Below are 18,137 nucleotides of genomic sequence, written 5' to 3'. Positions count from 1 at the left end.
TCAGTCGAGCCAGCCGCGCAGCCGCGCGTGATCGAGAAAGCGATAGACGTCGGGCGCAAGCTCGGAGGTACTGAAAAGCCGCTCCAGCTCGCCGATGATCTCGTCGAGTTCATGCGCGCCGTCACAACGCGCGAGTATCTCGCCCGCGCTCGAGTTGAGCTGCACCATCCCTTCGGGATAGAGCAGAACGTAGGCGTCCTGGGCCGCCTCCCACTGCAAGCGGTACATGCCGCGCAAGCGCGGGCGCAGCGGCACGCCGCTGCCTGCATCGGGCACTATCGGATTCATATGGGCCACGCCTTTTCGACTGCATCGAGGATCGACCAGAGAATGTCGAGCTTGAACTGCAGGATCTCCACCGCACGCTGCTGTCCGGCGGGCGTGCGGAAATGGCTCAGCGTCACTTCGAGCCCGTGTTCGACGTCGCGCTGCGCGAGCGGCACGCGGCTGCGAAAATACTGAAGGCCTTGCGGCTCGATCCACGGGTAATGCGAAGGCCAACCCGCGAGCCGGTCCAGATGAATCTGCGGTGCGAACATCTCGGTAAGCGACGAACACACACCCTCCTGCCACGGCGCGCGCCGCGCGAAATTCACGTAGGCATCGACCGCGAAGCGCACGCCGGGCAGCACGAGTCGTTGCGACCACATCGTGTCCCGATCGACGCCAACGGCATCGCCCAGGCGCACCCAGGCTTCGATGCCGCCTTCGTTCTCGCCTTGCCCGTCGTGGTCGGTCAGACGCTGGATCCAGCGGCGGCGCGTGGCACGGTCGGGGCAGTTCGAAAGAATCGCCGCATCCTTGAGCGGAATGTTGATCTGATAGTAAAAGCGGTTTGCGACCCACCCGCGGATCTGCGCGGGCGAGCAACGCCCGCCGTTGAGCATGCGGTTGAATGGATGGTGGATGTGATAGCGCGATTCGAGGGCACGAAGACGCGATTCGAATTCATTCGCAGTCCATGATATTTCGTGCGTGTTTTCAAGCTTGAGAGGTGCGTTCATCGTCATACCTGAAACTGCATACCGTCGTGGGCCACGTCGATGCCGTGTGCACGCAGTTGGGCGTGCTCGACGGAATGCGGGTCGAGAATCGGATTGGTGTTGTTGATATGCGTGAGCACCTTGCGCGTGCCGCGCGGCAACGTGTCGAGCCAGTCGATCATGCCCGGCCGGCCGTCGTCACCGCGCTGCGCGAGATGCCCCATGTCGACCGCGTGCTTCGTCGAGAGGCCGAGGTCGATCATTTCGGTGGTGGTCCAGAACGTGCCGTCCACGAGCACGAGGTCGGCTTGGCGCATGGTGCCGAGCACGTCGGTGCTCATCTGCGCCAGACCCGGCGCATAGAACGCACGCGTGCCCGCTGCGATATCCCCGATCAAGAGTGCGATATTGTCGCCCGGCGCGGATGCCTCGCGGCGTGGCGAATATGGCGGCGGCTTGCTCTCCACGGGCAGCGCGGTAAAACGCAGGCCGGCGCAAGCGGCAACCGTGAACGGCTCGCCCGGCGCGACCGTATGTGCCTCCACGCCGCAGTAGTGGCCGAGCAGCGGTACGAGCGGCAACCCGCTCGACAGATCGTCGAGCACCGGCGCACACGCATAGAGCGGCAACGGCGACGTGCGTTCGCGCAGCATCAGCAGGCCCGTTACGTGGTCGATCTGCGCGTCGGTCAGCACGACAGCCGCTAGCGCGCTATCGCGCGTTGCGCGAGCGGGCTGCAGATCGGGGTGCGAGCGCAACTGTGCAAGCAGATCCGGCGACGCATTGACGAGCACCCAGTCCACGCCGTCGCCGCTCACAGCGATCGACGACTGCGTGCGCGGCAGCACATCGCTGCACGCCTGCCGCGCGCGGCGGCAATTCGCGCAGTTGCAGTTCCACTGCGGCAGGCCGCCGCCCGCGCCTGAACCCAGTATCCTGATCTTCATGATCGTTCTCGCTGCATGCCGCCCGCCACGCCCTGATAGCCGCGCGGGCGGCACGCTGCCGTGCGCTCAGCGGTTGGCGATATACATCGTGATTTCGAAGCCGAAACGCAAGTCGGTATAAGCGGGGGTTGTCCACTGCATGACATGTCTCCTTGTTTGAGATTGAGGTTGCATACCGCATCGAGAATGTGCGGCCAGTCTCTTTAAAGCAAGGGGCATGCCGGTGTGAGCCAGCGTTCGCTCGATGCGGCCAGTGCTGCCGGCGCGGGAAGGAGTGTTGCGTTTCGGAACACGGGTGCTACAGGATGCAACACCCGTGGGACAGAGGAGGAGACAGGAAGTGGCCTGGCCGCGCGCGCGAATGGCGCTTCAGGCGTCGCCCGAACCGCGACCGGGATCGGCAGCGGGCATCTTGCGGTAGATGGTATTGCGCGACACGCCCAACGCCCGCGCCGCAGCCGACACGTTGCCGCCATGGCGCGCGAGTGTGGCCGCGATCGTCGAGGCGGTCACGTCTTCAAGGCGCGCATCCTCCGGCACCAGCGGCTCCGCGCGGGCATGCGCCGGGGGCAATGCCTGGGTCTGGCCGCAGCAGCGCAGATCGTCGAAGAAGTCGTCGGGCAGGTGCTCGCGCCGGATCTGGCCGTCATCGTCGACCATGGCTGCGGCCGTGCGCAGCAGGTTGCCGAGCTGGCGGAAGTTGCCGGGCCACGCGCAGCGCTCGAACAGCGCCATCACCTCCGCTGCGACGCTGAGTGGCTGCACGTTGGTACGCCCGTGCGATTCCCGGTGCAAGAGCTTTTGAATCACGACCGCGAGATCCGTGCGGTCGCGCAGCGGCGGCAGCCGCACCACGAGGCCATTGAGCCGGTAATACAGGTCCTCGCGAAAACGGTTCTGCGCGATCATCTCTCGCAAGTCGCGGTGCGTCGCGCAGATGATCGAGATATCGACGGGGATGGTCTTCGTCGAGCCGAGCGGATTGACCATGCGCTCCTGCAGCACACGCAAGAGGCGCACTTGCAGCGGATACGGCATGTCGCCGATCTCGTCGAGAAACAGCGTGCCGCCGTTCGCCTGCAACAACTTGCCAACCGCGCCCTTGCGCCGCGCGCCGGTAAATGCACCCTCCTCGTAGCCGAACAGCTCCGATTCAATCAGCGTTTCCGGAATCGACGCGCAATTCACCGCCACGAACGGCTGGTCGCGGCGCGGCGAATCGTTGTGAATGGCCTGGGCGAGCAGCTCCTTGCCCGTGCCGGTTTCGCCGGTGACGAGAACCGGGATGTCCTTGCCGATCACCTTGCGCACCTTCGCGATCACGAGCGCCACTTGCGGATCGCCCGTGTCGAGGTAGCTCAGGCGCGAGAGGCCCATGGAAGGCGGCTGCGCCGTTGCATAGGCGGCCGGCTGCACAGCCGAGCCATGCACCGCAACGGGTCGGGCGCCTTCGGCCAACGTGGCGCGCCTGAACTGCACGCGCGCGCAAACCACCGCCCCGCTCGCCAGATTGAGCATGAAGTGCGATTCCAACCCCGCACGCATACTGTCGATCAGCTGCGCGCTGGTGGTCTGGAATAGCGACGAGAGCGTATGAGCGCGCAGCGCGGCGAGCGAGAGGCCGAGCTGAAACTGCGCGCTGCGGTTGGCCGAGAGAAAACGCCCGTCGCAGGTGAAGGCGGCGATGCCTTCCATGAGTGTGCCGAGGAATTCCGGGCGGCCGTGAAACGAGACCTGCAGCGTCTCCTGAAAAGTCGTCGCAAACAAATGATTCTCGATCATTTGCACGGACATGCGCGCGAGCGCCATGGTGTGCTGGTGATAGCTGCGATGATCGCCCGTCACGTCCAGCACGCCGATCACGTCGCCGTATGGGTCGAAGATCGGCACGCTCGAGCAGGTGAGGAAGCGGTTCGCCGCGAGGTAATGCTGGTCGCCGTGCACGACCATCGCGCAGCGCTCGGCGAGCGCGGTGCCGATCGCGTTGGTGCCCTGGCGGTCCTCGGCCCAGTTGGCGCCCGGCCGCAGCGCGACCTTTTCGGCGCGCTGGAGGAAATCGTCGTCGCCGATCGAATGCAGGATCAAGCCTTCGGCATTGGTCAGCACGATCATGCTTTGCGTGTTGACGATCTGCTCGTGCAGCGTCTCCATGACCGGCGTGGCATGCATGCACAGCACGCGGTTCTGCTCGCGCTTGAGCTCGAGGCCCGCACCCGAAAGCACGTCGTAATCCGGTCTCGCGCTCGCGCGCAGACCGAAGGTCTCCGAGCGCTCGTGTGCCTTCTGGATGGCCGGTGCGGGCCAGCCATTGGACACCTGGACCGCTTGCCCCGCGGCCATCTGTACGTCGTCGCGCATGCTCTCCTCCACGATTGGCCGGTACCTTGCCGGACACTTCGGTATTTCTCGGTGTCCTCTATTAGCAAGCTCCGGGCCATCCGGCCATCGAATCCAGCCAGCGGGTTTGCGCCGAACGCGCACGCGACGCGCAACACGCTGTGTAAGCGAACCGTATGCAACGCAACGTGCGTCGATCGAAACACGCTCCGCAGCGATTCGCCAGCCTGTGTATTACCGCAAATGGCCCGCGTGGAGGAATGCGGACTCACCCCGATGCGCGCATATGCAGCACATCCCTTCAATCCCATGCGTAATGCAGGCCCACCCAAAAACCGCGCGGCGCGCCTTGTCCGACGAATTGCTCGTTCACCGGATTCGCGCCGTCGAACGTGTGGCCGGGTCCGTTGAAGAAGTTCTGGCCCAGCACGCCGAAGCTCGCATAACGCTTGTCGAACAGGTTCGTCACGTTCGCGTAGACCTCCAGCCGCTTTGTGACGCGATAGCGCGTGTCGAGATCCACGAGCACATAGCCCGCGATCTTTCCATTGGCATCCTGATTGTTTTCGTCGCCTTGCGCATACACGCCGCTGCGCCATGTGATGTTCGTGCCGATGCTCCATTGCGCCGTGGCCGCGTAATCGAGCCGCAGCTTGACGGCATGCGCCGGAATGCCGGGCACGTGGTCGCCCGGCCGCACCGTGATGACGCCGTTCGCATCCGCCGACGAATTCGCGGAGCTTTGTTCGGTCCATGTCGAGCGGTAGGTCGCGTCCACGTAGCTGTAGTTCAGGCTGATGCCAACGGGGCCGAACGCCGTGTGACCCGCCAGCTCGACACCCTGGCGGCGCGTCTTGCCGACATTCTGAAAGTAGCCCTGCGTGCTGCCCGCCGCGCTCACGAACTCGATGTCGTTGGAGAGCGTGGTGCTGAATGCGGCGGCGCTCCACGTTGTCTGCGAGCCGATACGACCGCGCGCACCGGCCTCGAAAGTCTTCGAGACCACAGGCTGCAGCGCCGGATCGGCCACGAAGTCGTTCGGCAGCGAGCACGGCGCAGCGGGGTCCGCGCACGCAAGCTCGATTGCGGTGGGCGCGCGCATGCCTTCGTTGTAGGTCGCGTAGACCGTGACGGTGGGCAGCGGATTCCAGTTGAGCCCCACTGCGGGATTGAAGCGCGAGAACGTGTGATAGCCGTCGAGCAGCGGCTGCACGCCGCTTTCGTCTGCGATGCGCGCGCTCGCCCAGTCGTAGCGCCCCGACAGCGTGAGCGTCCATTGCGGCGTGAGCGTGAGCGTCTCGTTCAGGTAGAGGCCATAGTTAGCGTTGCGTGTTTTTGCATCGGTCTGCTGAACGAAATCGCCGATACCGACCGTCGCGCGGTCGGGCGTGAAGGCGGCATCCTGCGAAGACGAGACGTAGTGCGAGTTCGCGAAGTCCGCCGCCACGCCCGCAACGAGCTGGCTCCCGATGCCGCCCAGCTTGCCGAGCAGCGTCAGCTGCAGGCTCGCGCCAAAGCTGTCCGTCGTGACGATGGAATCGACGTTGCTGCCCTCCAGCGTATCGACGTTGCCGTCCGCGTCGATCGAGCCGTAATCGGTGTTGTTGTTGCTGCTCACGTTCTCGTTGCGCAGGTGCCGATAGTAAGCGTTGCCGCTCAACTCCACGTTGTCGTTGAAGAAGTGTTCGCCCGAGAGTGTGAGGTAGCCCACGCTGTTGCGGTTCAGGTCCGGAAACGTGTAGGCCTGTTTCGGGTTGTCCAGAAACGAGCGCGGAATGGTCTGGCTGCCGTATAGCTGGTTGTCCGCGCCGCCGCCCGAGATCGAGAGCGTCGTGTCGTCGTCGGTGTAGCGCAGCTTGCCGAATCCCTGGCGCACGCGGCTCGCGTTGTGGTCGGCCCAGCCGTTGTCGTTTGTGACGTTCGCGTTCGCGTAGTAGTCAACATGCGGCCCGAGCGTGCCGCCCTGCTCGAACTGCGCACTCTTGCGTCCCCATGAGCCGCCCGATAGATCGATGTCGCCGCCGGGGCTCGTGCGCCCGTTCTTCGTCGTGATCGCGATGGCGCCGCCCAGCGTGTTGAGGCCGTAGACAGGATTCGAGCCTGGAATGAGCTGGATCTTGTCGATCGCGCCGGTCGGTATCAGGTCCCAGTTCACCACGTCGCCAAACGGCTCGTTCACGCGCACGCCGTCGACGAACACCGACAATCCCTGAGGGGTGCCAAGCACCGGCGAGGCCGTGAAGCCGCGATAGTTCAGGTTCATCTGGAAAGGATTGCCTTGTGCGTCGGTCACACTCACGCCCGGCAGGTTCGCGGCGAAAAAGTCGGTCAGCGTTTCGCGGTGCTGTGTCGCGATGTCCTGCGCGTTCACGGTCTGCACGTTGGCCGGCACCTTCGCGAGCGGCGTACCGATGCCGAGCAGCGGCGTCGTGCCGACCACCACGACAGCGGGCAGCACGAGCGGGGCCGCCGTCGCGCTCGCCGCGCTGTTATCCGCTGCGCTCTGTGCCTGCGCGATGGCCAGCGTGGATGTACCGCTGCACAGCGCGCCCAGGGCGAGGCTCGTGCCGAGCGTCGCATACGCGCGCCTGGCGCCCACCGCCTTCTTTGGAATCAACTTTCGTCTCCATCTGTTTTTTCGCGCTCGTGTAGCTCGACGCCGTAGCGTCGAGCGCCGACCGCTGCGCACACAACCGTCTCCTCTTTGCCGTGATCTAGCCAGGAACGTGCCAGCGTGCATCGGCACGCGCGATTGCGCGCAGCGTCCTTCGGCGCGACCGGCCCACTGTCACGTTCGCCAACACTTTTCGCGGCGGCCTGTACCGGAATGCAACACATCGGCCACGCACGGGGCACCTCGCCGGGAAGCCGGTCAACGGGCTGCATCGCCCGACACGCAACGCTTCGCGGCGAATGGCATACGACTTGCAAGAACGGCAGCGCACCCGGACCGGCCCCATCCCCCGCACATCCAGCCTGACCGCTTCCCGGCCGTGCATCGACAAATATTCAGGAGACGAAGATGAAGAGACGCTCGGCTGCGGCAAGCCGGCTTGCGACCTGCGCCATGGCCATCGCAGCGGCGATGTCCTTGAACGCGGGCCCAGTGGATGCCGCCTCGGACTATCCGCCCGTGACCTATGACCGCCTGACCCGCGCGCAAAGCGACCCGGGCTGGCTCACGTACTACCGCAGCTACAACGGCCAGTCGCACTCGCCGCTCAAGCAGATCGACGCGTCGAACGTCGGCGAGCTCAAACAGGCGTGGAGCTACCAGTTCCCCGCCGAACTGAAGCAGGGTTTCGAGGCGACGCCCATCGTCAACGGCAACTATCTCTTCGTCAGTACGCCGAAAGACAACGTCTACGCCTTCGATGCGAAGACGGGTACGCAACTCTGGAAATACGAGCCGAAGCTCGGCGCGGAGTCGTTCAAGACCGCGTGCTGCGACGTGGTGAACCGCGGCGTGGCGCTGTACGGCAAGAACGTCTATATCGCCATGCTGAGCGGCGAAATCGCCGCACTCGACGCGAAGACCGGCGACGTGGTCTGGAAGAAGCAGATGTTCGAACCGGGCCTCGGCTACGCGTTCTCGCTCGCGCCGCTTGCGCTCGACGGCTCGATCGTCGTGGGCACCTCGGGCGGTGAATACGGCATTCGCGGCTATATCGCCGCGCTGAACCCCGACGACGGCGCGATCGTGTGGAAGCGCTACACCATTCCGGGCTCAGGCGAAAAAGGCGCGGAGACCTGGCCCGACGGCATGCAGGCGCACGGCGGCGGCGCCGCGTGGCTAACCGGCACCTACGACGCCGCGAGCCGCACGCTGTACTGGGGCGTGGGCAACCCCGGCCCGTGGCTCGCCGCGCTGCGCCCCGGAGACAATCTGTACTCCGATTCACTACTCGCGCTCGACCCGAAGAACGGCAAGCTCAAATGGCATTACCAGTACACGAGCAACGACACATGGGACTATGACGGCGTCAACACGCCGATCCTCGCGAACATCCAGTACAAGGGCAAGGATTACGACGCCATCATCCACGCCGACCGCAACGGCTTCTTCCACGCCATCGACCGCCAAACGGGCAAGCTGATCTACGCGGAGCCATTCGTGAAGGCGAGCTCGGTCACGGGCTACACGGACGACGGCAAGCCGATTCAGGACCCGTCGAAATACCCGAAGGCCGGCACGACCATCGATACCTGCCCGAGCTTTCTGGGCGGCAAGAACTGGTGGTCGGTGTCCTACGATCCGGAGCGGCACATTGCCGTGGTGCCTTCGCTGCACGCGTGCATGAGCCTCTCGGGCAAGTCGGTGAGCTATATGGAAGGTCTCCCCTATCTCGGCGAAGGCTTCGAAATCAAGCCTGAACCGGGCAGCGAAGGCTATGGCGAGCTGCAGGCCATCGACGTGAACACCGGCAAGAAGCTCTGGGGCCACTGGAGCAAGATGCCCTGGAACGGCGGCGTGGCGACCACAGCCAGCGGTCTCGCGTTCAGCGGCTCGCTCGACGGCCATCTCTATGCGTTCGACGTCGCGACCGGCAGGGTGCTCTGGGAAAGCCCGCAGCTCGCGAGCGGCATCATCGCGCAGCCTTCCGTGTTCGAAGTCGACGGCAAGGAGTATGTCGCCGTGCTTGCGGGCTACGGCGGCGCGAATCCGATTTGGGGCGGCCCGATGGCCGATGTGGCAAAGGATGTCCCGCGCGGCGGCACGCTCTACGTGTTCGCACTGGACCGGGGCTGAACCTGGGCTGAACGACGTTCTCGCCTTTCGCCGCACGCTTGTGCGCAAGCCACCGCGCTTGCGTGCGGCCCCGACTTCACTGGAACACACGATCATGACTATCCGGATCACCTGGCTCGCCGTGGCCGCCGCGCTCGCGGCAGGCGGCGCGCATACCAGCGCCCATGCGGCGGCGAACGCCGTGCGTGTCTGCACGTTGCCGGGCAGCCCCACGGCCGCGCTCGACCAGGCCGTCGCGCGCGCCGTGCTGAAAACCGCTGGCGTGGTTGCGACGTTCGTCACCCACGGCATCGACGACGATGGCGGCGACGACGGCATCTCGGCGCACGAACTCGCCAGCGCGCTGGGCCGCGACTGCGATCTCGTTGCGGGCTTCCCGCGCTCGAGCGTCGCCGATGCGTCGGGTTCGCAGATGATTTTCTCGCAAGGCTACTTGCGCTCGGGCTATGTCAGCGTCACGCTACGCCACCCGCGCGCCGCCACGCCCGCTGCCGACGGCAAGGAAACGGTCGCGGCGACCTGGTCGAGCCCGTCGCAACTCATCGCCGTGCAGGAGAAGAACGCGCGCTTCGACCTGGAGAACACCTCCGAACTGACCGTCGACGCGGTCGCGAAAGGGCGCGCGCAGCGCGCGATCGTCTGGTATCCGGCCGTCGTGGCTTACCAGCGCGCGCATCCGCAACATCAATTCGCGGTCGCGGCGACGGCCTCGCCGTATGCCGACTGGCATCTCGTGTTCGCTTCCGGGGCCGGCATGCGTGCGCTGCAATCGCGCATCGACGACGCCCTTGCACGCATGAACGAAGACGGCCGTCTCGCCGCACTCACGCGCGGCTGGACGCTGCCGGATAGCGCCGCGAGCGAGGCGCATTCGAGTGCGCCATCGCTCGAAAGCACGAAAGCCTCGTATGGGCGCAGCGCCATGCACGGCCCAGGCGCCATCATCAAGGTCGCTGCAACGACTGGCGGCAACGCGCCCGCATTCGATCACGAACAGGTCGAGCACGGCCAGCATCTTTATTCGGAATCCTGTGCGAAATGCCACGGCGCGCAACTCGAGGGCATTACAGCGCCCGCGCTGAGCGGCCCGGCCTTCGCCCCGGCTGCGAATTCGCATTTGACCATCGGCGGCATCTATCAGTACATGTCGACCAACATGCCGGCCGACCGCCCGGGCAAGATGACCGATCAGGAGTACGCCGATTTGATGGCCTTCCTGCTCTACACGAACGGCTATGACACGGGCGATGCGAAGCTCACTTCCGAAGCCGCGCAATTGTCGACCACGCCGCTCAACGCCGGACCGCGCCACTAACGCAACTCAGGAAACCAGCATGATCTCCCGCAATCGCAGAACCTTCATCCTTCACACCGCCGGTCTTTGCGCCGCGCTCGCCACGGCCGGGCGCGCACTCGCGGGCCCCGCCCTCGTCGACGAGAACGACACCACCGCGAAGTCGCTGGGCTACCGCGCCAAAGCCAGTAGCGTCGACGCAGGCAAGTTTCCGAAGTACGCAGCGGGGCAGCGCTGCGCGAGTTGCCGCTTCTATGCGGGCGCGGCGGCCGACGCCTCGGGCGCGTGCCCGATGTTCCCGGGCAAGGCAGTGGCCGCCGACGGCTGGTGCAACGTCTACGCCCCACGGGCCTGAGTGCCCGCCACCACGCGCGCTCACAGCGCCATGCCGCCGTCGATGGTGAGGCTCGACCCCGTCATATGGCCGGACTCCTTGCGCGCGAGCCACGCAACGAGCCCGGCAATCTCGTCCGGGTCCGCCGCGCGCTTGAGCGGAATGAGCGGTTTAATTACCTCGATGTGCTCGGCGGTCATGTCGGTGATCGCGCAAACGGCGGACCGGTTGATGCAGCTTGGGTTGCCCACGATACGCGGCAACCACGAAAGACAGCTGCTTGGCGCGGATGGCACTCGCATGGGGCCATCGGACCGCTTTGCGCGGCGTGCTGAGCGAAGCACAGCTGGAATGGGTCGGCGCATTGCCTGCCACGCTATGGCTCGAAAGCGACGTGCTGCTCGTGCACGGCACGCCGCAGGACGACCTCTCCTGTTTCCTCGAAACCGTCACGGCCAGCGGATGCCGAACGGCCACGCATAGCGAGGTCAGACGCCGCGCGGCCGAAGTCGATGCGGCGTTGATCTTGTGCGGCCATACGCATCTCGCGCGCACGATGCAGCTGGCCGACGGCCGCCTCATCGTAAACCCGGGCAGCGTCGGCCTGCCCGCATACGAAGACACGCATCCGTTTGCGCATCGTATGGAAACGGGGACGCCGCATGCGCGCTACGCGAGCGTCACCCGTACCGCGCGCGGCTGGGACGTGGAGTTTCGCGCCGTGGAGTACGACTGGCACGCGGCGGCCGAACGTGCGGCCGCCAATGGCCGGCCCGACTGGGCAGCGGCGCTTCGCACCGGTTATTGCTGATCGTTTTTGCCGATGCTGGGCGCCGCGCATCGGCAGACTACACCGTCACCACGATCTTGCCGAACTGCCCATTGGTTTCGAGGTAGCGGTGTGCATCCACAATCTGGTCGAACGTGAACGTGCGATCGATGACGGGCTTGAGCGCGCCGCTTTCGAGTCCCTTTAGCACGTATTCCACCGCGGCCTTGCGGCGCTCTGCGTCGCCGCTGGTGAGCCAGATGTTGTGGGCCTTCACGCTCACGACCTTCGCGATCATCTCCAGCACGGGCAGCGTCGTGGCACGTTCATCGAGCGCGCCGTAGAGATACGCGATCCCCTGGAAAGACAGCGCCGAGATCAGCTTCGCGAAGTTCGGGCCACCGACCGGATCGAAAACGACACGCGCCCCCTTGCCGCCGGTGATGCGCATGATTTCGTCCAGCAGATCCGTCTCGTCGGTCACGACCACGTGCGCCGCGCCTGCGTCGAGCAACGGCTGTTTCTTGGCGGCGTGACGCGTGACTGCGATCGACGTCGCACCGGCGTAGTTCGCGATCTGGATCGCCGCGAGTCCGACGCTGCTCGACGCGGCCGGCACGACGACGTAATCGCCGGCGCCCACCTTCGCATCTTCGATCAACGCGCCGTATGCGGTGACGAACATCATCCACACCGACGCGGCCTCAGCGAACGAAAGCGATTCAGGATGCCTGACGACTGCATAGTCCGGCACGACGATGCTTTCTCCATATGTGAAGTACTGATTCATCGAAAACGACGGGATCACGTTGACCTTGTCTCCCGGTGCGATGCCGACTACTCCCTCGCCCACGGCGTCGACGATGCCGGCCGCTTCGTACCCGAGTCCTGCCGGAAAGCGCACGGGTTCGATGTACTGGTCGGCGCGCCACATCGATTCCGCGCGATTCAGACCAATGGCTTTCACGTCGATGCGAACTTCGCCCTGGCCGGGGGCGCGTACCGGTTCGTCCACGAATTGCAGTACTTCCGGGCCACCTGCTTGTGCAAACCTGACTGTGCGTGACATGACTGACTCCTGCTTCGATTGATGAGGACGTAATGGGCGCATCACAGGCTCACCGCGGCCTGCGAGTTCGACTGATGAATCGGGAAATCCGGGTCATGCTTTTCGTCGCTGCCCCGGAATGCTGCGCGCACATAGGGCGTAAGCGGCAGTTTGTGCTTCAGACGATACGGCAAGTTCGCGTTTGACGAGAAATGCCTGCCAAACGCCACGAGATCCGCGTCGCCCGACGCCACGATCGCTTCGGCGCGACGCCGTCTGCTGGACAATCGGCGGGCGCACGGCGGCGCAATGCTCGTTGCGCCGCGTCCGCATCGTGCCGTCCGTTCCGGGCGGCCCGCGCTACAGCATCTTCGAAGTGCTCTGAGCCACGCGCTGGGCCGCTGCCGAGCCTCACGCCGCGCCGATATGCGGCTGCAGCGCCTTGAGCCAGCACGCCACCACCACCGCCCCGCCATCGGGCGTCCCGATCGCCCGCGCGCCGAGATAGCTTGCCCGGCCCGCGCGCGGCGTCATTTGCGCCGTGCTTTTCGCACCGGACTCCGCGGCGCTCACCGCCTGCGCCCACGCCTCGCCCACGGGGCGCGCCGACTTCAAGGCGCTTTCCAACGCATCGACGGCGGGTACGAGCGCATCGAGCATCGTGCGGTCGCCGGGTTTCGCGCCGCCCAGTTCGCTGATCGCCTCAGCCGCGCCGCGCATGGCGGCCGCCCAATCCCGCGCGGCGGGCTGCGCCTTCGCGCCGAGCGTGCGCGAGGCGCGCAGCAGCGCCGTCGCGTAGAACGGCCCGGAACTGCCCGCTATCGCGCGGCGCAATGCCGTGCCGAGCGCGGCGAGCGCGCTGCCCGGCGAGCCGAGCGCGCCCGGCGTTAGGGCGAGCATGGCCTGCGCGGCGCGCTGCATGCTCGCGCCCAGATCGCCGTCGCCGGCTCGGGAATCGAGGTCCGTAAAAATCGCTTCGTTCTCGATCAATGCGTGCGCAACGGCATCGAGCGCCGGCTTCAGACGCTGCGCCCATGCAACGCTCGCCGCGTCCGCAGGCGTCGCGCCCGACTCGGCGCCCGCATCGGCTGCCGAAAACGCCGGCTCGATGCGGATTCGCCGGTTGACCGTGCCGACGCCGGGCCACGCGCGCGCTTCGGTGGCGGCGTCGAGCAGCGCCAGCTTCGCATCGTCGAGCCGCAGCACGGAGATCGAACAGCCCGGCATGTCGAGCGCCGAGAGAAACGTGCCGGTCCATGCCCGCTCGACGGTCACGTGGCGGCGATTCAGGCTCTCGAATGCATCGCGCATGATGATCGCCAGCTCCATCGCCGGTGTCGCGCCCAGTCCGTTCACGAGCAGCGCCACGCGCTCGCCGCCTTTCAACGCCAGGTCTTCGACGATGTTGGCGAGCAGCGTTTCCGTCAATTCGCCCGCCGCCATCGGCACCGTGCGCTCCACGCCTTTCTCGCCGTGGATGCCCATGCCGAGTTCGATCTCGTCGTCGGCGAGGCGAAAGCCGGCTTGCTGAGCGCCGGGCAGCGTGCAGCCATCGAGCGCCACGCCCATCGTGCCGAGATTCTCGGCCACGCCGCGCGCAATCGCGGCCACGAGGCCCAGCGCGTCGCCCCGCGCCGCCGCCGCGCCCGCGATCTTGTGCACGAGCACCGTCCCCGCAATGCCGCGCCGCTGATTGCGCTCCGTATGCCCGCGCAGCGACACGTCGTCGGCCACGATGACGATTTCGACCGGAATACCCTCGGCTCGCGCCAGTTCGGCCGCGAGGCCGAAATTGAGCCGGTCCCCCGTGTAGTTCTTCACGATGAGCAGCGCGCCGTTCGGACCCGCGCTCGCGCGAATTGCGGCCAGCACGGCGTCGGTGGAGGGCGACGTGAACACTTCGCCGCACACGGCGGCGGTGAGCATGCCTTGTCCGACGTAACCGCCATGCGCGGGCTCGTGGCCGCTGCCGCCACCCGAAATCACGGCGACGTTGCGCTCGGCCGGGCTGGGCAGTGGGTTGCGAACGAGCACGTTTTCGTTGCCGAGCACGGCGACATGCGGCGCAGTACGCGCAATGCCCTCGAGCATTTCGTGCACCACTGACGACGGATCGTTGACGAGTTTCTTCATGAGAGTCCCTTGAACGAGTAACCGGGGCAAAAACCAGGGGCAGAAGCGAGGGGCAAAACGACGGGACGGTGCGCGCTCCCTTCACGCCAATGAACGTATTGAAGCACGGGCATCGAATGCGTTCCGGATGCCTGCCCCACACGTAGCGCCAGCATCCAGGCCTCTAGGTAAAAACACCCATCAAAGAGGCACGCGGAATACCCGTTATTCAGACAGTATCGACCGATCACGGACTTGCCGTGCCTTCGCGGTCTGCATGCCTGGAACACATGGCCCCTCTGCCCGCCTCCCGCGCTGATGCCGGTGCATTCACCAGTAACCTGCCCACTCCGGCCGAGCAACGCGGCGCGAGTGGCGATGTGCCGAATCGCGTTGCGTGGCGATGAACGTAGAACTATCCGGAACCCCTCCACAGGCCCCGTCCCGCGCGCCCGGCAAGGGCGTCGCCGTAGCGCTGGCCGTGGCGCTGATCGTCTGCGTGGCAATCGGCGCGATACTGAGCGCGAACCTGTCGCGCGGCACGGCCGACTCGCGGCTTCGCCAGGAACTGAACACCACGTCGGAACTCGAAGCCCTGCTCACGCTGCACATCGCGGCGAATACGGACTTCCTCAAAGGCGTGGGCACGGCGGGCTATACGTCGCGCGCGTGGCCGATCAAGCGGGCCGCAGTCGTGGCCGGTACTTACGACCGGCTCGAGCACGACTTTGCCGGCGCGCCGCGCAACGAGCGCACGATCCGCGAGTTGCGGCAGTTGAGCGCCATCTGGCCCGAGCAGCTCGACGCGGCCGCGCGCAATATCGCGCTCGCAGACGCGGGCGCGAGGCTCGACCCCGCCCTGATGCAGCGCGCGAACGAAACGCTCAGCTCCATCATGTCGCTGCTCACCGAGCTGCGCTCCGAGCAGCGCGAGCAGATCAAGGTCGTGCAGTTCAGCGCGCAGGCGCAGCTCGCGCGGCAAAAGATCTCGCTGATCGGCACGGCGACAGCCGGCGCATTGCTGTTGCTCTTCACGTTGTTTACGAGCCACCGCGCCGCGCTTTCCCGCAGCGCCGCGAAGATCGTCGCGCTCGAGGCCGAGCGGCGCTTTCGCGAGTACTTCGAGCAGCATCCGGTTGCGATGCTCATTTTCGATGTGCGCTCCTACGCGATCCTCACCGCCAACGCCGCGGCCCAGCGCCAATACGGCGCGAGCCTTCAACAACTCAGGGCCATGTCGGTCGAGCAACTCCGCCTGCAGGCCGAAACCGGTGCGTTCCGCCGCGATCTGCACGGCTACGTCAATTCCGGAGCGCAAAGCGGAGCAGGCGGCGTGCGCCGGCACGTGCGCATCGACGGAGAAGTGATCCACGTCGATATCGCCTGGCATCTGCTGGACTATGCGGGTCAGGACGCGTGTTTCATCACTGCGCACGACGTCACCGCGCACGAACAGGCGAGAGAGCATTTGCGCATTCGCAGCCGGGCGCTGGAGGCTTCGAGAAACGCTGTGATCATTTCGCAAAAGGTCGATGGCGAAAGCATCATTACGTACGCCAACGCGGCGTTCGAGCGCATCACCGGCCGCGCCGTGGCTACAGCGAATGGCGCCGGGCACTGGGACATGCTCGATTGCGATAAAGCGTGCGCCGATGCCAATATCGTTCGCACTGCCATGCAATCGGAGCGCGAAGGCGAGGGTCTGCTCAAATGCTGCCGGCCCGACGGCTCGCCCTATTGGATCGAGCTGCATGTCGCGCCGGTGCTCGACGAGCGCAATCGCCCCACGCACTGCGTGACCGTGTTCAACGACGTTTCCGAGCGCATCCGCTATCAGGAGCAGTTGCGCCTGCAGGCCAACGAGGACTCGCTCACGCATCTGCCGAACCGGCTCGGCCTCAAGGCGCGATTGCGCGAACTGGTCCGCACGGCGCTCGACGCGCAGCAGAAGTTCGCGCTGGTGTTCATCGACCTCGACAACTTCAAGGAGATCAACGACTCGCTCGGCCATACCGCGGGCGACGAGGTATTGTGCGAAGTCGCGCGCCGCCTTTCCGCCAATATCGCCCAGGGCGAAATGGTTTCCCGCTATGCGGGCGACGAGTTCGTCGCCGTGCTGTACGGCCGGGGCAGCGTCGATCACTTCGTCGCCGCAGCGGCAAGCATGCAGGAATCCTTGACACATGGCCTGCTGATCGGCAACAAGGTCATCGTGCCGCTCGCCTGTGTCGGCCTCGCCGTGTTCCCCGATCATTCGAGCGATCCCGACTCGCTGCTCAAGTACGCGGACTCCGCCATGTACCGCGCCAAGTCGATGGGACCCGGCAGCATGCAGGTATTCGACATGGCCATCGCCATGCAGAACCTGGAGCGGGCGAGCCTCGCGCAGGCGTTGCGGCTGGCCGTGGCGTCGCGCGCGTTTGCCGTTGCGTGGCAGCCGAGAGTCAACCCGAGGACAGGCGAGACGATGGGTTTCGAGGCGCTCGTTCGCTGGCACGACGCAGAGCGCGGCCAGGTGAGCCCGGCGCTGTTCGTGCCGCTCGCCGAGGAAAACGGCCTGATCGTGCAGATCGGCGAGTTCGTGTTCGAGGAGGCCTGCCGCCAGGCCCGCGAGTGGGCGCGCGAGCACCCGGACATCGTGGTTTCGGTCAACGTTTCGCCGGTCCAGTTCGTGCGTGCTGACTTGCCCGCGATGATGGCGCAAACGCTGGCGCGTACCGGCGTGAGCCCGCGCAATATCGAGCTGGAAATCACCGAAGGCGTGCTCATGGCGCCCCGTTCGCTCGCCACGCTGCGTGCCCTTCGCGAGTTGGGGCTCTCGGTCGCCATCGACGACTTCGGCTCGGGCTATTCGAGCCTCGGCTATATTCGCAGCTTCATGCCCGATCGCCTCAAGCTCGACATGTCGTTCGTGAAGGGCATTGGCCACTCGCGCGCGGACGAGGTCATCGTGAAGGCTGTGCTCGCGCTCGGCCATACGCTCGGCATGCGCGTGGTGGCGGAGGGCGTGGAAACGCTGCGGCAACTGGAATTCCTGATCGAGAACGGCTGTAACGAGGCACAGGGCTACTGGTTCTCTCGCCCTGTGGACGCAGCGAGCGCGCAGTCTTACCTGGAAGGGAGCCATGCGGCCGGCGTTCACCAGCGCTAACCTGCTCAGATGGCTCACCGGGCCGCGCGCGATTTTCTATGGCAGCCTCGCGGTCGCCTTCATCATGGCGTCGCTCTGTGCGACGGTGCTCTACGAGAGCCGCCACGACGCCCTGGAGCGCGCCCGGGAGAACTCGCGCAACGTTGCGCTCATCGCCGAACGCGACATCGAGCGCAACCTCGAGCTTTACGAGCGCGATCGCCGAGAAAATCCGCCATGCGATCAGCGAACTCGCGATCGAGCATGCGGGCAGCGAGTACGGGCGCGTCACAGCAAGCATCGGCTACGCAAGCTGGTCGCCGGATCGGGATGTCGATGTCACGCAGGTCATCCAGGCGGCGGATCAGGCGCTGTACAATGCGAAAGCGCGCGGCCGCAACCGCGTCGCCATGTGTGGCGCTTGACCCGCGCG

The 18,137-nt window shown here is 65.7% G+C and carries 13 protein-coding genes and 3 pseudogenes; 6 read left to right on the top strand and 10 right to left on the bottom strand.

The window, feature by feature from the left end; genetic code table 11:
* The 6 genes from pqqD to AB4Y36_RS17615 all read right to left on the bottom strand — a co-directional run bounded on the left by pqqD (nt 1) and on the right by AB4Y36_RS17615 (nt 6,884).
* The gene (gene pqqD / locus AB4Y36_RS17640; protein ID WP_069262319.1) at nt 1-288 is read right to left on the bottom strand and encodes a pyrroloquinoline quinone biosynthesis peptide chaperone PqqD; all 288 of its coding nucleotides are present in this window, start codon (nt 286-288) and stop codon (nt 1-3) included.
* Nucleotides 285-1,004, bottom strand: coding sequence for a pyrroloquinoline-quinone synthase PqqC (gene pqqC / locus AB4Y36_RS17635; RefSeq protein WP_368683692.1), 720 nt, complete (start codon nt 1,002-1,004; stop codon nt 285-287). Before pqqC ends, pqqD begins: the two co-directional genes overlap by 4 nt.
* Nucleotides 1,005-1,006: 2 nt before the next feature.
* On the bottom strand, nt 1,007-1,930 hold the full coding sequence (pqqB, locus tag AB4Y36_RS17630; RefSeq protein ID WP_368683691.1) for a pyrroloquinoline quinone biosynthesis protein PqqB: 924 nt from the start codon (nt 1,928-1,930) through the stop codon (nt 1,007-1,009).
* A gap of 66 nt (nt 1,931-1,996) precedes the next feature.
* Nucleotides 1,997-2,071: a pyrroloquinoline quinone precursor peptide PqqA gene (gene pqqA / locus AB4Y36_RS17625; protein WP_006410019.1), complete on the bottom strand. Its 75-nt coding sequence runs from the start codon at nt 2,069-2,071 to the stop codon at nt 1,997-1,999.
* 228 nt (nt 2,072-2,299) lie between these two features.
* Nucleotides 2,300-4,288, bottom strand: coding sequence for a sigma-54-dependent Fis family transcriptional regulator (locus AB4Y36_RS17620; RefSeq protein ID WP_069262321.1), 1,989 nt, complete (start codon nt 4,286-4,288; stop codon nt 2,300-2,302).
* A 280-nt stretch (nt 4,289-4,568) separates the two neighbouring features.
* Nucleotides 4,569-6,884, bottom strand: a complete 2,316-nt coding sequence (locus AB4Y36_RS17615) for a TonB-dependent receptor (RefSeq protein WP_368683690.1) — start codon at nt 6,882-6,884, stop codon at nt 4,569-4,571.
* A 405-nt stretch (nt 6,885-7,289) separates the two neighbouring features.
* On the opposite strand from AB4Y36_RS17615, the gene AB4Y36_RS17610 reads away from it, so the two are divergent.
* From AB4Y36_RS17610 to AB4Y36_RS17600, 3 genes are all read left to right on the top strand, one after another.
* Complete coding sequence (locus AB4Y36_RS17610) at nt 7,290-9,017, top strand: methanol/ethanol family PQQ-dependent dehydrogenase (RefSeq protein WP_368683689.1); 1,728 nt, start codon at nt 7,290-7,292, stop codon at nt 9,015-9,017.
* A gap of 94 nt (nt 9,018-9,111) precedes the next feature.
* Nucleotides 9,112-10,332 (top strand): c-type cytochrome, encoded by a 1,221-nt coding sequence (locus tag AB4Y36_RS17605; RefSeq protein WP_368617383.1) that lies wholly within the window; start codon nt 9,112-9,114, stop codon nt 10,330-10,332.
* Between the two features lie 19 nt (nt 10,333-10,351).
* Nucleotides 10,352-10,666, top strand: coding sequence for a high-potential iron-sulfur protein (locus AB4Y36_RS17600; protein ID WP_069262325.1), 315 nt, complete (start codon nt 10,352-10,354; stop codon nt 10,664-10,666).
* Between the two features lie 20 nt (nt 10,667-10,686).
* On the opposite strand, the gene AB4Y36_RS17595 is transcribed toward AB4Y36_RS17600, so the two are convergent.
* Nucleotides 10,687-10,845: an SDR family oxidoreductase gene (locus AB4Y36_RS17595; protein ID WP_368683688.1), complete on the bottom strand. Its 159-nt coding sequence runs from the start codon at nt 10,843-10,845 to the stop codon at nt 10,687-10,689.
* Nucleotides 10,846-10,855: 10 nt separating this feature from the next.
* Between AB4Y36_RS17595 and AB4Y36_RS17590 the strand changes: the two are divergent.
* A pseudogene (locus AB4Y36_RS17590) lies at nt 10,856-11,456 on the top strand (metallophosphoesterase); the annotation flags it as partial.
* A gap of 37 nt (nt 11,457-11,493) precedes the next feature.
* Here the strand turns inward: AB4Y36_RS17590 and AB4Y36_RS17585 are convergent.
* The 3 genes and pseudogenes from AB4Y36_RS17585 to AB4Y36_RS17575 all read right to left on the bottom strand — a co-directional run bounded on the left by AB4Y36_RS17585 (nt 11,494) and on the right by AB4Y36_RS17575 (nt 14,595).
* Entirely contained in the window at nt 11,494-12,483 is a 990-nt protein-coding gene (locus tag AB4Y36_RS17585) for a zinc-dependent alcohol dehydrogenase family protein (protein ID WP_368604694.1), read from the bottom strand.
* Nucleotides 12,484-12,524: 41 nt separating this feature from the next.
* A pseudogene (locus AB4Y36_RS17580) lies at nt 12,525-12,728 on the bottom strand (alkene reductase); the annotation flags it as partial.
* Nucleotides 12,729-12,873: 145 nt separating this feature from the next.
* Nucleotides 12,874-14,595 carry a dihydroxyacetone kinase family protein gene (locus AB4Y36_RS17575; protein ID WP_368683687.1) on the bottom strand — a complete coding sequence of 574 codons (1,722 nt, stop codon included), beginning with the start codon at nt 14,593-14,595 and terminating at the stop codon, nt 12,874-12,876.
* A 382-nt stretch (nt 14,596-14,977) separates the two neighbouring features.
* Between AB4Y36_RS17575 and AB4Y36_RS17570 the strand changes: the two genes are divergently transcribed.
* Nucleotides 14,978-17,725: a putative bifunctional diguanylate cyclase/phosphodiesterase gene (locus tag AB4Y36_RS17570; RefSeq protein ID WP_368683686.1), complete on the top strand. Its 2,748-nt coding sequence runs from the start codon at nt 14,978-14,980 to the stop codon at nt 17,723-17,725.
* 197 nt (nt 17,726-17,922) lie between these two features.
* A pseudogene (locus tag AB4Y36_RS17565) lies at nt 17,923-18,129 on the top strand (diguanylate cyclase); the annotation flags it as partial.
* Between the last annotated feature and the right edge of the window lie 8 nt (nt 18,130-18,137).

Source organism: Paraburkholderia sp. BR10936 (genome assembly GCF_040965735.1).
Taxonomy (GTDB): Bacteria; Pseudomonadota; Gammaproteobacteria; order Burkholderiales; family Burkholderiaceae; genus Paraburkholderia; species Paraburkholderia nodosa_A.
The sequence above is the reverse complement of the archived record's forward strand: the minus strand, read 5'-3'. Positions and strand labels throughout refer to the sequence as shown.